Genomic DNA, 14,659 nt, shown 5'->3' on the forward strand with positions numbered 1-14,659 from the left:
TTACCAGACGTAGGCGAGGACTTCGCCGCCCACGTTGTTGCGCTTGGCCTGCCGGTCGGTCTGCAGGCCGCCGGACGTCGAGATGATCGCGACGCCGAGGCCGCCGAGAACGGACGGCAGTTCGGTCGATTTTGCGTAGACCCGCAGACCCGGCTTGGAGACGCGGCGAAGGCCGGCGATGCTCCGCTCGCGGTTGGGGCCGTACTTCAGCTCGACGACCAGGTTCTTGTGCTTCTCGCCCGGCTCGTCGCGGTAGCTCGCGATGTAGCCCTCGCGCTTGAGGATCTCGGCGATGTTCGCCTTGATCTTCGAGTGCGGAAGCACGACCTCGTCGTGGTACGCCGAGTTCGCGTTGCGCAGACGGGTCAAGAAGTCTGCGATCGGGTCGGTCATCGTCATGGTGACCTGTCAACCTTTCTCGCCTGGTTCCCCGCCTCGCCCGGCCGGAGAGGTCTCCGGCCGGGTCGGCGGGGCCTGTGGCGAACTGGGAATAGAGTTTCGAGCCTTACCAGCTGGACTTGTGAACGCCGGGCAGTTCGCCCGCGTGCGCCATCTCCCGGAGGCAAATCCGGCACAGGCCGAACTTGCGGTACACCGAGTGCGGACGACCGCACCGGTTGCAACGGGTGTAGGCGCGCACCGCGAACTTCGGCTTCTTCGAGGCCTTGCTGATCAGCGCTTTCTTGGCCATCTCAGTTCTCCTTGAACGGGAAACCGAGCTTGCGCAGCAGCGCCCGGCCCTCGTCGTCGGTGGTGGCGGTGGTGACGACGGTGACGTCCATGCCACGGGGGCGGTCGATGTCGTCCGGGTTGATCTCGTGGAACATCGACTGCTCGTTGAGACCGAACGTGTAGTTGCCGTTGCCGTCGAACTGCTTGGCCGAGAGGCCGCGGAAGTCGCGGATACGGGGCAGCGCGATGGTCAGCAGCCGGTCGAGGAACTCCCACATCCGGTCGCCGCGCAGCGTGACGCGCGCGCCGATCGGCTGGCCCTCGCGCAGCTTGAACTGCGCGATGGACTTGCGGGCCTTGCGGATCTCCGGCTTCTGCCCGGTGATCAGGGCGAGGTCGCGGACCGCGCCGTCGATCAGCTTGCTGTCCCGGGCGGCGTCCCCGACACCCATATTCACGACGATCTTCACGACGCCGGGAATCTGGTGCACGTTGGGGATGGAGAACTCCTTCTGGAGCTCGCCCTTGATCTCTTCGCGGTACCGGGTCTTGAGACGCGGCACGATCTTCTCTGCGGTGGTCATGTCAGATGTCCTTGCCGTTCCGGCGCGAGACCCGGACCTTCTTGCCGTCCTCGCCGATGCGGTAGCCCACCCGGGTCGGCTTGCCGTCCGAGTCCACGACCATCACGTTCGAGACGTGGATGGGCGCTTCCTGGGTCACGATGCCGCCGGACTGCGCGCCGCGCTGGGTCTGGGTGATCCGGGTGTGCTTCTTGATCCGGTTGACACCTTCGACCAGAACGCGCTCGCGGTCCGGGTAGGCCTGGATGACCTTGCCCTTGGCGCCCTTGTCCTTGCCGGCGATAACGACGACCGTGTCGCCCTTCTTCACCTTCATCACAGCACCTCCGGCGCGAGCGAAATGATCTTCATGAACTTTCGGTCGCGCAGCTCGCGGCCCACCGGGCCGAAGATGCGGGTGCCCCGGGGCTCGTTGTCGTTCTTGATGAGCACGGCGGCGTTCTCGTCGAACCGGATGTAGGAACCGTCCGGACGACGGCGCTCCTTCACCGTGCGGACGATGACGGCCTTGACGACATCGCCCTTCTTCACCCCGGCGGCCGGGATGGCGTCCTTCACGGTGGCGACGATGATGTCGCCGATGCCGGCGTAGCGCCGCCCGGATCCGCCGAGCACGCGGATGCAAAGGATTTCCTTCGCGCCCGTGTTGTCGGCAACCCGAAGCCGCGACTCCTGCTGGATCACGTCAACTCCTGTATGTCGCGCTGGTTCTCGCCTGTCGGCGAGCCTTGCGGAACCAAGGACTCCGAGGAGCCCTGCTTACTTGGCCTTCTCCACGACCTGCACCAGACGCCAGCGCTTGGTCGCCGACAGCGGCCGGGTCTCCATCAGGGTGACCCGGTCGCCCACGCCCGCCTCGTTGTTCTCGTCGTGCACCTTCACCTTGGAGGTGGTGCGGACGACCTTCGAGTAGCGCGGGTGCTTCTTGCGGTCCTCGAGCTCGACCACGATCGTCTTGTCCATCTTGTCCGAGACGACGTAACCCTCGCGGACCTTGCGGTAGTTCCGGGCGGTCTTCTCGGTGGCAGCCTCGCTCATGCGGCACCTTCACTTTCGGCGTCGGGAGCCACGGACAGGCCGAGCTCGCGCTCGCGCATGACCGTGTAGATCCGCGCGATGTCCGTGCGGACGGTGCGCAGCCGACGGTTGTTGTCCAGCTGCCCGGTCGCCATCTGGAAGCGGAGGTTGAAGAGCTCCTCCTTGTATTCCTTCAGACGCAGCACGAGCTCTTCGGCGGTGAGCTCACGCAGCTCGGATGCCTGTGCGGCTCCGTTAGCCATCAGAACTCACCTTCCCGGGTTACGATGCGGCACTTCATGGGCAGCTTGTGGATCGCGCGGCGGAGCGCCTCGCGGGCGGTCTCCTCGTTCGGGAAGCTGATCTCGAACATCACGCGGCCCGGCTTCACGTTGGCGATCCACCACTCGGGCGAACCCTTGCCGGAACCCATGCGGGTTTCCGCCGGCTTCTTGGTCAGCGGGCGGTCCGGGTAGATCGTCGTCCACACCTTGCCGCCACGCTTGATGTGACGGGTCATGGCGATACGAGCGGACTCGATCTGCCGGTTCGTCACGTAGCTGTGCTCAAGCGCCTGGATGCCGTACTCGCCGAAGTTGACCTTGGTACCGCCCTTGGCGGCGCCGTGGCGCTTCGGGGAGTGCTGCTTGCGGTGCTTGACCCTGCGCGGGATGAGCACGTCTCAGCCCTCCGTCTTTTCTGCGGTCTCAGCGGCCGGAGCCGCTTCGGTCGCGTTGTCGCTCTTCGCAGCGGCAGCGGCGCGGCCGGCCTCGGTCGAGGTCGGGGTCGTGCCCGACGAGCCGGAGCGGCGCGGCCGGGAAGGCCGGTCGCCACGGTCGCGGCGCGGTGCGCGGTCCGCTGCCGACGCGGCGGCGTCGCGCTCGGCGCGCGCCTTCAGTCCGCCGACCAGCTCGCCCTTGTAGATCCACACCTTCACGCCGATGCGGCCGAACGTCGTCTTGGCCTCGAAGAAGCCGTAGTCGATGTCGGCGCGCAGCGTGTGCAGCGGGACCCGGCCGTCGCGGTAGTGCTCGGAACGGGACATCTCGGCACCGCCGAGACGACCGCCGCACTGCACGCGGATGCCCTTGACCTGCGGCGAGCGCATGGAGGTCTGGATCGCCTTGCGCATCGCGCGGCGGAACGCCACGCGGTTGCTCAGCTGCTCCGCGACACCCTGGGCGACCAGCTGCGCGTCGGCCTCGGGGTTCTTCACCTCGAGGATGTTCAGCTGGACCTGCTTCTTGGTCAGCTTCTCCAGCGCGCCGCGGATCCGGTCGGCCTCCGCGCCGCGGCGGCCGATGACGATGCCCGGCCGGGCGGTGTGGATGTCGACGCGGACGCGGTCACGGGTGCGCTCGATCTCGACCTTGGAGATGCCGGCGCGCTCCATGCCGGTGGAGAGCAGCTTGCGGATCTTGACGTCCTCGGCCACGTACTCCGCGTACTGCTTGTCGGCGTACCAGCGCGACTTCCAGTCAGTGGTGATACCCAGGCGGAAGCCGTGCGGGTTGATCTTCTGGCCCACTACCGGCCACCTGCCTTCTTGTTGCTCTTCTTCTCCGCAGGCCGCGACTCGACCACCACGGTGATGTGGCTGGTGCGCTTGCGGATCCGGTACGCACGGCCCTGGGCACGCGGACGGATGCGCTTGAGGGTCGGGCCCTCGTCGGCGGTCGCGGACTTGATCCAGAGCGTCTCCGGGTCCAGCTGGAGGTTGTTCTCGGCGTTGGCCGCCGCGCTGGCGATGACCTTCGCGAGCGGCGTGCTGGCCGCCTGCGGCGCGAACCGGAGGACGGCCAAGGCCTCGCTGACGCTACGACCCTTGACGAGCTCGATCACCCGGCGCACCTTCATCGGCGCGTCGCGGACAAAGCGAGCCCGCGCGACGGCCGTGGGCAGCTCTTCTGCCGTGGCCGTGGCGTTTGACTGGGCGTTCATCTGCTTCCCTTAACTTTCTCTGGCCCGCTCAGCGGCGGCGCGACTTGCGGTCGTCCTTGATGTGGCCCTTGAAGGTCCGCGTCGGGGCGAACTCGCCCAGCTTGTGACCCACCATCGCCTCGGTGACGAACACCGGGACGTGCTTGCGGCCGTCGTGCACCGCGATCGTGTGACCCAGGAAGTCCGGGATGATCGTGGAGCGCCGCGACCAAGTCTTGATCACGGTCTTCTTGCCCGATTCGTTCAGCGCGTCCACCTTCTTGAGCAGGTGGTCGTCCACGAACGGGCCCTTCTTAAGGCTGCGTGGCATGTGCTTCTACCTCCCTGCTCAGCGCTTCTTGCCGGTACGCCGGCGGCGGACGATCAGTTTGTCGGACGGCTTGCTCTTGCGGGTGCGGCCTTCGGGCTTGCCGTTCGGGTTCACCGGGTGGCGGCCACCGGAGGTCTTGCCCTCGCCACCGCCGTGCGGGTGGTCGACCGGGTTCATCACGACACCGCGGACAGTCGGGCGCTTGCCGCGCCAGCGGTTGCGGCCCGCCTTGCCCCAGTTGATGTTCGAGTGCTCCGAGTTGCCGACCTCGCCGACGGTCGCGCGGTTGCGCACGTCCACGTTGCGGATCTCGCCCGAGGGGAGACGCAGCTGGGCGTAAGGACCGTCCTTGGCGACGAGCTGCACGCGGGCGCCGGCGGACCGGGCCATCTTCGCGCCGCCGCCGGGGCGGAGCTCGATCGCGTGGATCACGGTGCCGACCGGGATGTTGCGCAGCGGCAGGTTGTTGCCCGGCTTGATGTCGGCGCGGGGGCCGTTCTCAACCGTGTCGCCCTGCTTCAGCTTCTCCGGCGCGATGATGTAGCGCTTCTCGCCGTCGGCGTAGTGCAGCAGCGCGATGCGCGCGGTGCGGTTGGGGTCGTACTCGATGTGCGCGACCTTGGCCGGCACGCCGTCCTTGTCGTGGCGACGGAAGTCGATCACGCGGTAGGCGCGCTTGTGGCCACCGCCCTTGTGCCGGGTGGTGATCTTGCCCGACGCGTTGCGGCCGCCGGTCTTGCTCAGCGGACGCAGCAGCGACTTCTCCGGCGTGGACCGGGTGATCTCGGCGAAGTCCGAGACGCTCGAACCGCGACGACCCGGGGTCGTCGGCTTGTACTTGCGGATGCCCATTGTCAGCTCAGTCCTTTACGCGGTGGGTCCGCCGAAGATCTCGATCGCCTTGCTCTCAGGCGAAAGAGTCACGATGGCGCGCTTGGTGTCCTTGCGCTTGCCGAAGCCGGTACGAGTCCGCTTCCGCTTGCCCTGGCGGTTGGCCGTGTTGACGCTGACGACCTTCACGCCGAACACCTTCTCGACCGCGATCTTGATCTGGGTCTTGTTGGCGTCCGGACGGACGATGAACGTGTACTTGTGGTCCTCGAGCAGTCCGTAGGACTTCTCGGAGATCACCGGCGCGAGCAGGATGTCGCGGGGGTCCGGGATGGCGACCGAGCTCACTTCTCGTCACTCCCTTCCGAAACCTCGCTCGAACGCGCGAGGGCCTTGACGACCTTCCCGCGGACGGGACCTGCCACGAACGCGTCGTAGGCGGCCTTGGTGAACACGACGTCGTCGTTGACCAGGACGTCGTAGGTGTTGAGCTGGTCAGCCCAGATCAGGTGCACGTACGGCAGGTTCCGCGCGGACACCCAGGCGAGCTCCTCGTCGCGGTGCAGGACCACGAGAACGCGCTTGGCCTGGGTCGCGGCGGCGATCGCCGACTTGGCGGTCTTGGTCGACGGCTTCTCGCCGGTGACCAGTTCCGTCACGACGTGCAGCTGGCCGGCGCGAGCCCGGTCGGAGAGGGCGCCACGCAGAGCGGCGGCCTTCATCTTCTTCGGGGTGCGCTGGGTGTAGTCGCGCGGCGTGGGGCCGTGCACGACGCCACCGCCGGCGAACTGCGGCGCCCGGGTCGAACCCTGGCGGGCGCGACCGGTGCCCTTCTGCCGGTACGGCTTCTTGCCGCCACCGGAGACCTCACCGCGGGTCTTCGTGTCGTGCGTGCCCTGGCGCGCGGCGGCCAGCTGGCCCACCACGACCTGGTGCATCAGCGCGACGTTGGCCTGCACGTCGAAGATCTCCCCGGGGAGCTCGACGGTGCCGTCGGCTTTACCGGCCGGAGTCTTCAGCTCGACGCTCGTCATCGTCAGTTTCCACCCTTCGCGGCGCTGCGCACGAACAGCAGGCCGCCCTTGGGACCGGGCACCGCGCCCTTGATCAGCAGCAGGCCGTCCTCGGCGCGCACGGCGTGCACGGTGAGGCCCTGCGTGGTGACCCGGTCGCTACCCATCCGGCCCGCCATGCGCAGGCCCTTGAACACGCGGCCCGGCGTGGCGCAGCCGCCGATCGAACCCGGCTTGCGGTGCACGGCCTGCGCACCGTGGCTCGCGCCCTGGCCCTTGAAGCCGTGGCGCTTCATGACACCGGCGTAGCCCTTGCCCTTGCTGGTACCGGTCACGTCGACCGAAGTGCCGGCCTCGAACACCTCAGCGGTGATCTCCTGGCCGACCTCGTAGGTCTCGGCGTCGGTGGTGCGCAGCTCGGCGAGGTGCCGGCGCGGCGTCACGCCAGCCTTGTCGAAGTGGCCGGTGCGCGGCTTGTTCACCTTGCGCGGGTCGACCGCGCCGAACGCCAGCTGCACGGCCGCGTAGCCGTCTTTGTCGGTGGTCCGGACCTGGGTCACCACGTTCGGACCGGCCTTGACGACAGTGACCGGGACGACCCGGTTCTGCTCGTCGAAGACCTGGGTCATGCCGAGCTTGGTGCCCAGGATGCCCTTCATTTGCCTGTCAGACATGAGTTCTTATCTCCGCCGCTCGCCCAACGCTTACTGGATGTTGACGTCGACGCTCGCCGGGAGGTCGATGCGCATGAGCGCGTCCACCGTCTTCGGCGTCGGGTCGAGGATGTCGATCAGACGCTTGTGCGTGCGCATCTCGAAGTGCTCGCGCGAGTCCTTGTACTTGTGCGGCGAGCGGATGACGCAGTAAACGTTCTTCTCGGTAGGCAGCGGCACCGGCCCGACAACACGGGCGCCGGTGCGCGTGACCGTTTCCACGATCTTGCGCGCCGAGGTGTCGATCGCCTCGTGGTCGTAGGCCTTGAGCCGGATGCGGATCTTCTGTCCCGCCATGGTGGCTGCGTTCCTTGTCGTCTCGTGCCGCTTTGTCTCGTCAACCTGGGCCGGAGCCCGGGTTTCAGCAGTTCAACGGCCCTGTCCCCGGTCCACGCGGTCGGGCGTGTCGCGCCCGCCGCACAGACGGATCCCTAAGGATCGTCGTCTTGCCTGGTCTTCCTCTACGTGAGGAGGCCGCGGGCCGACACAAGGTCGTCCCTACTGGCCTTGCCCGCTAGCCTCACCCGAAGGACGAGCTCCACGGACCGTGGCCGCTCATACCAGGGCGGCCGGAACCCAGTCGATTGAAAACCGATAAGGATTCGGCCGCCCCAGGACGAGCAACCTGAATAGTGTCGCACACGTGAGTTGACGCCCTGAACTCGGGGGTGTATTGACCCGAATTCAGGGCGCCGACGTCACTTGTTGATCTTGGTAACCTGGCCCGCGCCGACGGTCCGGCCACCCTCGCGGATGGCGAAGCGCAGACCCTCGTCCATGGCGACCGGCTGGATCAGCACGACGCTGATGTCCGTGTTGTCGCCCGGCATGACCATCTCGGTGCCCTCGGGGAGGGTCACGACGCCGGTCACGTCCGTGGTGCGGAAGTAGAACTGCGGGCGGTAGTTGTTGAAGAACGGGGTGTGCCGGCCGCCCTCGTCCTTGGACAGGATGTAGACCCGGCCCTCGAACTCGGTGTGCGGGGTGGTGGTGCCCGGCTTCACGACGACCTGGCCGCGCTCGACGTCCTCGCGCTTGATGCCGCGCAGCAGGAGGCCGACGTTGTCGCCCGCCTGGCCCGAGTCGAGCAGCTTGCGGAACATCTCGACACCGGTGACGGTGGTCTTGGTCGACTTCTCGCGGATACCCACGATCTCGACCTCTTCGTTGACGTTGACCTGGCCGCGCTCCACGCGACCGGTCACGACGGTGCCGCGGCCGGTGATCGTGAAGACGTCCTCGATCGGCATCAGGAAGGGCTTCTCGAGCTCACGCACCGGGTCCGGCACGTTGTCGTCGACGGCGTGCATCAGCTCGAGCACGGCGTCGGCCCACTTCTGGTCGCCCTCGAGAGCCTTGAGGCCGGAGACGCGCACGACCGGCGCGTCGTCGCCCGGGAACTCCTGCGAGGACAGCAGCTCGCGGACCTCCAGCTCGACGAGCTCGAGGATTTCCTCGTCGTCGACCATGTCGGCCTTGTTCAGCGCCACGACGATGTAGGGCACGCCGACCTGGCGGGCCAGCAGCACGTGCTCGCGGGTCTGCGGCATCGGGCCGTCGGTGGCCGCGACCACCAGGATCGCGCCGTCCATCTGCGCGGCACCGGTGATCATGTTCTTGATGTAGTCAGCGTGACCGGGGGCGTCCACGTGCGCGTAGTGACGCTTCTCGGTCTGGTACTCGACGTGCGAGATGTTGATCGTGATACCGCGCTGCTTCTCTTCCGGCGCGTTGTCGATCTGGTCGAACGCACGGGCCTCGTTCAGCTCCGGGTACGCGTCGTGCAGAACCTTGGTGATCGCCGCGGTCAGCGTGGTCTTGCCGTGGTCGACGTGACCGATGGTGCCGATGTTGACGTGCGGCTTGCTCCGCTCGAACTTCGCCTTCGCCACTGGAATGTCCTCCTGGACTGGATTTGCTTTGTGCTCGCGGGGCGGCGTGGCTGCCACCCCGCGAATGTTCCTTCGTCGTTGCTGCGGACGTTCAGGAGAGTCCCTTAATGCCCGCGAGCGGAGGGGATTACTCCCCCGTCGCCTTCGCGATGATTTCCTTCGCGACGTTCGCGGGAACCTCGGCGTAGGAGTCGAACACCATGGAGTAGTTCGCCCGGCCCTGGGTACGGGACCGCAGGTCGCCGACGTAGCCGAACATCTCCGACAGCGGGACCAGTGCCTTCACGACACGGGTACCGGCGCGCTCCTCCATGGCCTGGATCTGGCCACGGCGGGAGTTGAGGTCGCCGATCACGTCACCCATGTAGTCCTCGGGAGTCGTGACCTCGACGGCCATCATCGGCTCGAGGATGACCGGGCCTGCCTTCTTCGCGGCTTCCTTCATCGCCATGGAACCGGCGATCTTGAACGCCATCTCGGAAGAGTCGACCTCGTGGTACGCGCCATCCAACAAGGTGAACTTCAACCCGACGAGCGGGTAGCCGGCCAGCACGCCGTACTGCATGGCGTCCTGGGCGCCCGCGTCGACCGACGGGATGTACTCCCGCGGCACGCGGCCACCGGTGACCTTGTTGTCGAACTCGTAGAGAGCACCGTCGGTGCGCTCGAGCGGCTCCAGCTTCACGATGACCTTCGCGAACTGGCCGGAACCACCGGTCTGCTTCTTGTGGACGTAGTCGAGCTTGTCCACGGTCTTCTTGATGGTCTCGCGGTAGGCGACCTGCGGCTTGCCGATGTTCGCCTCGACCTTGTAGTCGGACTTCATCCGGTTGACCAGCACCTCGAGGTGCAGCTCGCCCATGCCCGCGATGATCGTCTGGCCGGTGTCCTCGTCCAGGTTGACCTGGAACGTGGGGTCTTCCTCGGCCAGCTTCTGGATCGCCAGGGAGAGCTTCTCCTGGTCGGCCTTGGTCTTCGGCTCGATGGCCACCTTGATGACCGGGTCCGGGAAGGTCATGGACTCGAGCACGACCGGGTTCTGCGCGTCGGCAAGGGTGTCACCGGTGGTGGTGTCCTTCAGGCCGATGACCGCGTAGATGTGGCCGGCCAGGGCCTCGTCGACCGGGTTCTCCTTGTTGGAGTGCATCTGGAAGATCTTCCCGATGCGCTCCTTGCGCTCCTTGGTCGCGTTGACGACCTGCGCGCCGGAGGAGACCTTGCCCGAGTAGACCCGGATGTAGGTCAGCTTGCCGAAGAACGGGTGCGCGGCGATCTTGAACGCGAGCGCGGAGAACGGCTCCTCGGTCGTCGCGTGCCGGGTGACCGGGGTCTCGCCGTCGGGCAGCAGACCCTCGACCGGCGGCACGTCCAGCGGCGACGGCAGGTAGTCGATGACCGCGTCCAGCATCGGCTGCACGCCCTTGTTCTTGAACGCGGAGCCGGCGAGCACCGGGAACGCCTCGCGGGTGACGACCAGCTTGCGGATGCCGCCCTTGATCTCGTCCTGGGTCAGCTCTTCGCCCTCGAGGAACTTCTCCATCAGCGCGTCGTCGGTCTCGGCGACGGCCTCGATCAGCTTCTCGCGGTACTCGGCCGCGCGGTCGGCCAGCTCGGCCGGGATGTCCTCGACGGAGTAGTCGTCGCCCTTCTGCACCTCGCCGCGCCAGACCAGGGCCTTCATCCGGACCAGGTCGATGACGCCCTCGAACTCGTTCTCCGCGCCGATCGGCAGCTGGATGGCCAGCGGCCGGACGCCGAGACGGTCCGAGATGGTCTGCAGGGTGTAGTAGAAGTCCGCACCCAGCTTGTCCATCTTGTTGACGAAGCAGATGCGCGGGACGTCGTACTTGTCCGCCTGCCGCCAGACCTGCTCGGACTGCGGCTCGACGCCTTCCTTGCCGTCGAAGACGGCGACCGCACCGTCGAGCACCCGCAGGTTGCGCTCCACCTCGACGGTGAAGTCGACGTGCCCGGGGGTGTCGATCAGGTTGATCTGGTAGTCGTTCCAGAAGGTGGTGGTGGCAGCCGAGGTGATGGTGATACCCCGCTTCTGCTCCTCCTCCATCCAGTCCATCGTGGCGGCGCCGTCGTGGACTTCGCCGAGCTTGTAGTTGATCCCGGTGTAGAACAGGATCCGCTCGGTGGTGGTGGTCTTACCGGCGTCGATGTGCGCCATGATGCCGATGTTGCGGACCTTGTTGAGGTCGGTCAGCACTTCACGTGCCACGAGAATGTTCCCCTGTCTCGAACGTGGGGCCCGGCATGGCTTCTATCGGCAGCCGGGCGGTCATCACCAGCGGTAGTGCGCGAAGGCCTTGTTGGACTCGGCCATCTTGTGCGTGTCTTCGCGGCGCTTGACGCTGGCGCCAAGGCCGTTGCTCGCGTCCAGCAGCTCGTTCTGCAGGCGCTCGATCATCGTCTTCTCGCGGCGCTGCTGCGAGAAGGAGACCAGCCAGCGCAGCGCCAGCGTGGTGGAGCGGCCGGGCTTGACCTCGATCGGCACCTGGTAGGTGGCGCCACCGACGCGGCGGCTCTTCACCTCGATGGTGGGCTTCACGTTGTCGAGCGCGCGCTTCAGCGTGACGACCGGGTCGGTGCCGGTCTTCTCGCGAGCGCCTTCCAGCGCGCCGTAGACGATGCGCTCGGCGAGGGACCGCTTGCCGTCCTTCAGCACCTTGTTCACCAGCTGGGTGACCAGCGGGGAGGCGTAGACGGGGTCGGAGATCAGCGGCCGCTTCGGCGCCGGACCCTTGCGAGGCATTAGCTCTTCTCCTTCTTCGCGCCGTACCGGCTGCGCGCCTGCTTCCGGTTCTTCACACCCTGGGTGTCGAGCGAACCGCGGATGATCTTGTACCGAACACCCGGCAGGTCCTTCACACGACCGCCGCGCACGAGCACCATCGAGTGCTCCTGGAGGTTGTGACCCTCACCGGGGATGTATGCGGTGACCTCGATGCCGCTGGTCAGCTTCACACGAGCAACCTTGCGCAGGGCCGAGTTCGGCTTCTTCGGGGTCGTGGTGTACACGCGGGTGCACACGCCACGACGCTGCGGGCTCCCCTTGAGGGCCGCGGTCTTCTGCTTGGCAGCCTTGTCCTGGCGGCCCTTGCGGACCAGCTGCTGGATCGTGGGCAATGGACCAGCTTCCTGTCGTGATCTTGCTTCTTCGTGTCTTCACCGGTCCCCGCGGTCGGGCGTGTCGGCCCGCGTCACGGTCTCGCGACCGGTAACTTCCCGGAGGGATTTTCCGTCGGAACCCCACGTGGCGAGGCCGGTGAACCGGGTGCAAAAGCACCCCGCTCATGCCCAACGGCACGCGGAGCGGCCCGACGCCTGCCGGGCACGGTCTCCAAAGATACCCGTCCACTCGCGGAGCGGTCCGGGCGGGGGGTCGCTACGGTCGCCGACCGGTCATCGTAACCCCAGATCGGGGCCTTGGGACGGCGCCGCGCGGGACTTCCCGAGATGCAGAACGCCAGGCTCCGGGACGCTATTCCCGGACGGGTTCCCGCGGTCAGAGCGCATTCGGCTCGCCTGCCGGGACGCGGCGACCAATGAATGGACCGGCGCCGGCTCCTCGGCTGCCCGCCGGGAGACCCGGCACGGCTCGCGCGGGCCGCGTTAAAAACGCGAGAGAAATTCTTCGGCGGCAAGGAGAAGCGCCGCCTGCTGTTCCACAATGGACCTCGTCCCCGGGGTGACAATCACCTCACCGGGGCGGAACCGCGAAACCCGGCCCGGCGGCGTGCACCCGCCGGGCCGGACCGGGATCAGTCCTCGTCCGGCTTCGCGTGGTCGGGCTTGCCCGGGTTGGGGTCGCGCGACAGATCGATCAGCGGGTGCACTCCAGCCCCCTCCGGCGCGGCATGGCTGCCGCCGGTCTTCTTGTCCCCCGGCTGGTCGACGTTCTCGCTGCCGTCCATGTCGCCTCCTCGTTCGGTTCCCCTGCCGGTCTGCACGGTACCTGCCGGGGAAATCGGTGGACGGACTCCCCAAGATGAGGGACGTGGACTGGAAGATCAGCGAAATCGGGCCCGGACAAGCCGAAGCCTCGGCGATCTTGCGCGAGTACATGGACGAGGTGGCGTCGCGGTATTACGGCCGCCCGGCCACCCGCGCCGAGGTGGACGCGGCGCTGGCCGACGAGCCCAGCGCCGATCTCGTCGCACCGACCGGCGCGTTCCTGCTCGCGTACCGGGACGGGAAGCCCGCGGGCTGTGTCGGGGTCCGGATGGTCGAGCCGGGGCTGAGCGCGTTGACCAAGGTCTACATCCGCCCGGAGCATCGCGGGCACGGCGGCGGCAAGCTGATCGTCGCGGCGGCCGAAGAAGCGGCGAAGCGGCTGGGCTCGGCCCGGATGCGGCTCGACACCCGCGACGACCTGGTCGAAGCACGCGCGCTGTACGCGGCCATGGGTTACGCGGAGGTCGAGGCGTTCAACGACGACCAGTACGCCGAGCACTGGTTCTCCAAAGACCTCAACTGAGCCGTCCCGCACAACTGGCGACCTCGCCGTCGGCGGCTTTCGCGGACCGCGCCTGCACGCCGTTGACCGAGATCCGGCATTCGACCGGGCCGCTTGACTGGCCCATCAGCTGCACGGTCGGCGCGACGGCGGTCTTCGGCCAGGTCAGAGTCTTGCGCCAGGGCAGGGGTACGGACAGTTCCTGGTGCACCAGGCCGAGGCCGTTGTCGTCGTAAACGACGGTGGCGGTGCCAGAGCCCGCGAGTTCGTAGGTGATCTGCCAGCTGGACGGCACGGGTGCGGCCGGTGCGGTGGACGTCGTCGGGGCCAGAGTGCGGGTGACAGTGCGGTCTGGGGCGCGCTGCGGCACTTCGGCGGTCGGCGCGGAAACTGCGACCGGGGCAGGTGCGGGGTCGTCGCCGGTGCCGAGGATCACTACGGTCGCGGCGACGGCGGCCACCGCGATGCCGGCGATCGCGAGCCGGCCGATCAGCTGTCTGTCCATGGTCCTCGTTCTTTCCGGGTCCGCCGGCGGTTCCCGGGGACGAGGGGAACCGCCGGCGGAAGCTGGGTCAGCCGGGCAGGATCCGGCCGGGGACGCCGTTCAGCGACTGGATCAGGCCCAGCACGGGCACGCCGAGCGGCGCGAACGTCCAGATGTTGTTCAGATTCGACGTGTCCGGCTCGTCGACGACGGTGACACCGGGCTGGTCCTGGGTCGCGGCCAGCGCGGGCGCGGCGGCGCCGAGCACCGCGGCTCCGGCGAGCGCGGTGGCGGCTACGGCGCGGACGACGGTCTTCTTCACGGGTTTCTCCTTCTGTGCTCAGGAAACGGCGGTGATGGCGTTGAACACCGGCGCGAGGAGCTGCGCCGGGGCCTGGGCGGCCGGGCCGAGGAGGCTGCCCGCGTCGAGGCCGGGGACGACCCAGACCGACGGTCCGCCGCCGGTCGGTGCTCCCGGGACGCCGGGCAGGCCCGGGGTGGGCAAGTTCGGCACGGAAGGCAGCGAGGGCAGGCCGCCGGCCGGGAGGGACGGGAGGCCGCCCGTCGGGAGCGAAGGCAAACCGCCGGTCGGGAGCGAAGGCAATCCGGCGGACTGGGCGGGCTGAACGGCGGCGGACGGGTCCGGGGTGGCGGCGCTGGCCGCTCCCCCAGCGAATCCGGCGAACGCCCCGGCCGCGGCGAGCGGCAGCAGGATCCGGGCGGCAGTGCGTTTCATC

The 14,659-nt window shown here is 67.7% G+C and carries 25 protein-coding genes; 1 reads left to right on the forward strand and 24 read right to left on the reverse strand.

The genetic code is table 11. The features are described 5' to 3' along the window. The 21 genes from rpsH to H4281_RS32540 all read right to left on the reverse strand — a co-directional run bounded on the left by rpsH (position 1) and on the right by H4281_RS32540 (position 12,896). Positions 1 to 399 (reverse strand): 30S ribosomal protein S8, encoded by a 399-nt coding sequence (rpsH, locus tag H4281_RS32440; RefSeq protein ID WP_020662789.1) that lies wholly within the window; start codon positions 397 to 399, stop codon positions 1 to 3. A 106-nt stretch (positions 400 to 505) separates the two neighbouring features. Beyond that, complete coding sequence (locus H4281_RS32445) at positions 506 to 691, reverse strand: type Z 30S ribosomal protein S14 (protein ID WP_009072321.1); 186 nt, start codon at positions 689 to 691, stop codon at positions 506 to 508. A 1-nt stretch (position 692) separates the two neighbouring features. Then, positions 693 to 1,256, reverse strand: coding sequence for a 50S ribosomal protein L5 (gene rplE, locus H4281_RS32450; protein ID WP_009072319.1), 564 nt, complete (start codon positions 1,254 to 1,256; stop codon positions 693 to 695). A gap of 1 nt (position 1,257) precedes the next feature. Further along, the gene (gene rplX, locus H4281_RS32455) at positions 1,258 to 1,572 is read right to left on the reverse strand and encodes a 50S ribosomal protein L24 (RefSeq protein WP_009072317.1); all 315 of its coding nucleotides are present in this window, start codon (positions 1,570 to 1,572) and stop codon (positions 1,258 to 1,260) included. Further along, a complete protein-coding gene (gene rplN, locus H4281_RS32460) occupies positions 1,572 to 1,940 on the reverse strand; it encodes a 50S ribosomal protein L14 (protein ID WP_004558867.1) in 369 nt (122 codons plus the stop codon). The genes rplX and rplN overlap by 1 nt, the downstream gene beginning before the upstream one ends. Before the next feature lie 75 nt (positions 1,941 to 2,015). After that, complete coding sequence (rpsQ, locus tag H4281_RS32465; protein ID WP_037816263.1) at positions 2,016 to 2,294, reverse strand: 30S ribosomal protein S17; 279 nt, start codon at positions 2,292 to 2,294, stop codon at positions 2,016 to 2,018. Continuing rightward, entirely contained in the window at positions 2,291 to 2,536 is a 246-nt protein-coding gene (gene rpmC / locus H4281_RS32470; protein WP_009072314.1) for a 50S ribosomal protein L29, read from the reverse strand. Before rpmC ends, rpsQ begins: the two co-directional genes overlap by 4 nt. Then, positions 2,536 to 2,952, reverse strand: coding sequence for a 50S ribosomal protein L16 (rplP, locus tag H4281_RS32475; protein WP_009072313.1), 417 nt, complete (start codon positions 2,950 to 2,952; stop codon positions 2,536 to 2,538). Before rplP ends, rpmC begins: the two co-directional genes overlap by 1 nt. Positions 2,953 to 2,955: 3 nt before the next feature. Then, positions 2,956 to 3,801, reverse strand: coding sequence for a 30S ribosomal protein S3 (gene rpsC / locus H4281_RS32480; RefSeq protein WP_037360238.1), 846 nt, complete (start codon positions 3,799 to 3,801; stop codon positions 2,956 to 2,958). Further along, positions 3,801 to 4,214: a 50S ribosomal protein L22 gene (gene rplV, locus H4281_RS32485; protein ID WP_009072309.1), complete on the reverse strand. Its 414-nt coding sequence runs from the start codon at positions 4,212 to 4,214 to the stop codon at positions 3,801 to 3,803. Before rplV ends, rpsC begins: the two co-directional genes overlap by 1 nt. Before the next feature lie 28 nt (positions 4,215 to 4,242). Continuing rightward, positions 4,243 to 4,524, reverse strand: coding sequence for a 30S ribosomal protein S19 (gene rpsS / locus H4281_RS32490; RefSeq protein ID WP_003102083.1), 282 nt, complete (start codon positions 4,522 to 4,524; stop codon positions 4,243 to 4,245). Between the two features lie 18 nt (positions 4,525 to 4,542). After that, the gene (rplB, locus tag H4281_RS32495; protein WP_037816266.1) at positions 4,543 to 5,376 is read right to left on the reverse strand and encodes a 50S ribosomal protein L2; all 834 of its coding nucleotides are present in this window, start codon (positions 5,374 to 5,376) and stop codon (positions 4,543 to 4,545) included. Between the two features lie 15 nt (positions 5,377 to 5,391). Further along, positions 5,392 to 5,703, reverse strand: coding sequence for a 50S ribosomal protein L23 (gene rplW, locus H4281_RS32500; RefSeq protein WP_009072304.1), 312 nt, complete (start codon positions 5,701 to 5,703; stop codon positions 5,392 to 5,394). Then, entirely contained in the window at positions 5,700 to 6,389 is a 690-nt protein-coding gene (rplD, locus tag H4281_RS32505; RefSeq protein WP_037816268.1) for a 50S ribosomal protein L4, read from the reverse strand. Before rplD ends, rplW begins: the two co-directional genes overlap by 4 nt. A 2-nt stretch (positions 6,390 to 6,391) precedes the next feature. Beyond that, positions 6,392 to 7,042 (reverse strand): 50S ribosomal protein L3, encoded by a 651-nt coding sequence (rplC, locus tag H4281_RS32510; RefSeq protein ID WP_037816269.1) that lies wholly within the window; start codon positions 7,040 to 7,042, stop codon positions 6,392 to 6,394. 30 nt (positions 7,043 to 7,072) lie between these two features. Further along, positions 7,073 to 7,378, reverse strand: a complete 306-nt coding sequence (gene rpsJ, locus H4281_RS32515; protein ID WP_003102098.1) for a 30S ribosomal protein S10 — start codon at positions 7,376 to 7,378, stop codon at positions 7,073 to 7,075. Between the two features lie 401 nt (positions 7,379 to 7,779). Next, positions 7,780 to 8,973, reverse strand: coding sequence for an elongation factor Tu (tuf, locus tag H4281_RS32520; RefSeq protein WP_037816270.1), 1,194 nt, complete (start codon positions 8,971 to 8,973; stop codon positions 7,780 to 7,782). Positions 8,974 to 9,100: 127 nt separating this feature from the next. After that, positions 9,101 to 11,200, reverse strand: coding sequence for an elongation factor G (gene fusA / locus H4281_RS32525; RefSeq protein ID WP_182894653.1), 2,100 nt, complete (start codon positions 11,198 to 11,200; stop codon positions 9,101 to 9,103). A 63-nt stretch (positions 11,201 to 11,263) separates the two neighbouring features. Then, positions 11,264 to 11,734, reverse strand: a complete 471-nt coding sequence (gene rpsG / locus H4281_RS32530; protein ID WP_009072291.1) for a 30S ribosomal protein S7 — start codon at positions 11,732 to 11,734, stop codon at positions 11,264 to 11,266. Next, positions 11,734 to 12,108, reverse strand: coding sequence for a 30S ribosomal protein S12 (gene rpsL / locus H4281_RS32535; RefSeq protein WP_003102113.1), 375 nt, complete (start codon positions 12,106 to 12,108; stop codon positions 11,734 to 11,736). Before rpsL ends, rpsG begins: the two co-directional genes overlap by 1 nt. Positions 12,109 to 12,743: 635 nt before the next feature. After that, a complete protein-coding gene (locus H4281_RS32540) occupies positions 12,744 to 12,896 on the reverse strand; it encodes a hypothetical protein (RefSeq protein WP_101436018.1) in 153 nt (50 codons plus the stop codon). An 83-nt stretch (positions 12,897 to 12,979) separates the two neighbouring features. Here H4281_RS32540 and H4281_RS32545 point away from each other — a divergent pair, with 83 nt between their 5' ends. Further along, complete coding sequence (locus H4281_RS32545; RefSeq protein ID WP_376771980.1) at positions 12,980 to 13,459, forward strand: GNAT family N-acetyltransferase; 480 nt, start codon at positions 12,980 to 12,982, stop codon at positions 13,457 to 13,459. On the opposite strand, the gene H4281_RS32550 is transcribed toward H4281_RS32545, so the two are convergent. From H4281_RS32550 to H4281_RS32560, 3 genes are all read right to left on the reverse strand, one after another. Beyond that, entirely contained in the window at positions 13,452 to 13,943 is a 492-nt protein-coding gene (locus H4281_RS32550; RefSeq protein ID WP_182894655.1) for an MmpS family transport accessory protein, read from the reverse strand. The genes H4281_RS32545 and H4281_RS32550 overlap by 8 nt on opposite strands. A 67-nt stretch (positions 13,944 to 14,010) precedes the next feature. Then, on the reverse strand, positions 14,011 to 14,244 hold the full coding sequence (locus H4281_RS32555; protein WP_182894656.1) for a hypothetical protein: 234 nt from the start codon (positions 14,242 to 14,244) through the stop codon (positions 14,011 to 14,013). A gap of 18 nt (positions 14,245 to 14,262) precedes the next feature. Then, positions 14,263 to 14,659: hypothetical protein (locus H4281_RS32560; protein WP_182894657.1), on the reverse strand; the 397-nt coding region annotated here is incomplete at its 5' end.

It is taken from the genome of Amycolatopsis dendrobii (assembly GCF_014145675.1).
Taxonomy (GTDB): Bacteria; Actinomycetota; Actinomycetes; order Mycobacteriales; family Pseudonocardiaceae; genus Amycolatopsis; species Amycolatopsis dendrobii.

Excerpts from the sequence above, each read along its gene's own strand:
- rpsH (WP_020662789.1), bottom strand. The coding sequence starts at position 399 with ATGACGATGACCGACCCGATCGCAGACTTCTTGACCCGTCTGCGCAAC.
- H4281_RS32445 (WP_009072321.1), bottom strand. The coding sequence starts at position 691 with ATGGCCAAGAAAGCGCTGATCAGCAAGGCCTCGAAGAAGCCGAAGTTC.
- rplE (WP_009072319.1), bottom strand. The coding sequence starts at position 1,256 with ATGACCACCGCAGAGAAGATCGTGCCGCGTCTCAAGACCCGGTACCGC.
- rplX (WP_009072317.1), bottom strand. The coding sequence starts at position 1,572 with ATGAAGGTGAAGAAGGGCGACACGGTCGTCGTTATCGCCGGCAAGGAC.
- rpsQ (WP_037816263.1), bottom strand. The coding sequence starts at position 2,294 with ATGAGCGAGGCTGCCACCGAGAAGACCGCCCGGAACTACCGCAAGGTC.
- rpmC (WP_009072314.1), bottom strand. The coding sequence starts at position 2,536 with ATGGCTAACGGAGCCGCACAGGCATCCGAGCTGCGTGAGCTCACCGCC.
- rplV (WP_009072309.1), bottom strand. The coding sequence starts at position 4,214 with ATGAACGCCCAGTCAAACGCCACGGCCACGGCAGAAGAGCTGCCCACG.
- rpsS (WP_003102083.1), bottom strand. The coding sequence starts at position 4,524 with ATGCCACGCAGCCTTAAGAAGGGCCCGTTCGTGGACGACCACCTGCTC.
- rplB (WP_037816266.1), bottom strand. The coding sequence starts at position 5,376 with ATGGGCATCCGCAAGTACAAGCCGACGACCCCGGGTCGTCGCGGTTCG.
- rplD (WP_037816268.1), bottom strand. The coding sequence starts at position 6,389 with ATGACGAGCGTCGAGCTGAAGACTCCGGCCGGTAAAGCCGACGGCACC.
- rplC (WP_037816269.1), bottom strand. The coding sequence starts at position 7,042 with ATGTCTGACAGGCAAATGAAGGGCATCCTGGGCACCAAGCTCGGCATG.
- rpsJ (WP_003102098.1), bottom strand. The coding sequence starts at position 7,378 with ATGGCGGGACAGAAGATCCGCATCCGGCTCAAGGCCTACGACCACGAG.
- rpsG (WP_009072291.1), bottom strand. The coding sequence starts at position 11,734 with ATGCCTCGCAAGGGTCCGGCGCCGAAGCGGCCGCTGATCTCCGACCCC.
- H4281_RS32540 (WP_101436018.1), bottom strand. The coding sequence starts at position 12,896 with ATGGACGGCAGCGAGAACGTCGACCAGCCGGGGGACAAGAAGACCGGC.
- H4281_RS32550 (WP_182894655.1), bottom strand. The coding sequence starts at position 13,943 with ATGGACAGACAGCTGATCGGCCGGCTCGCGATCGCCGGCATCGCGGTG.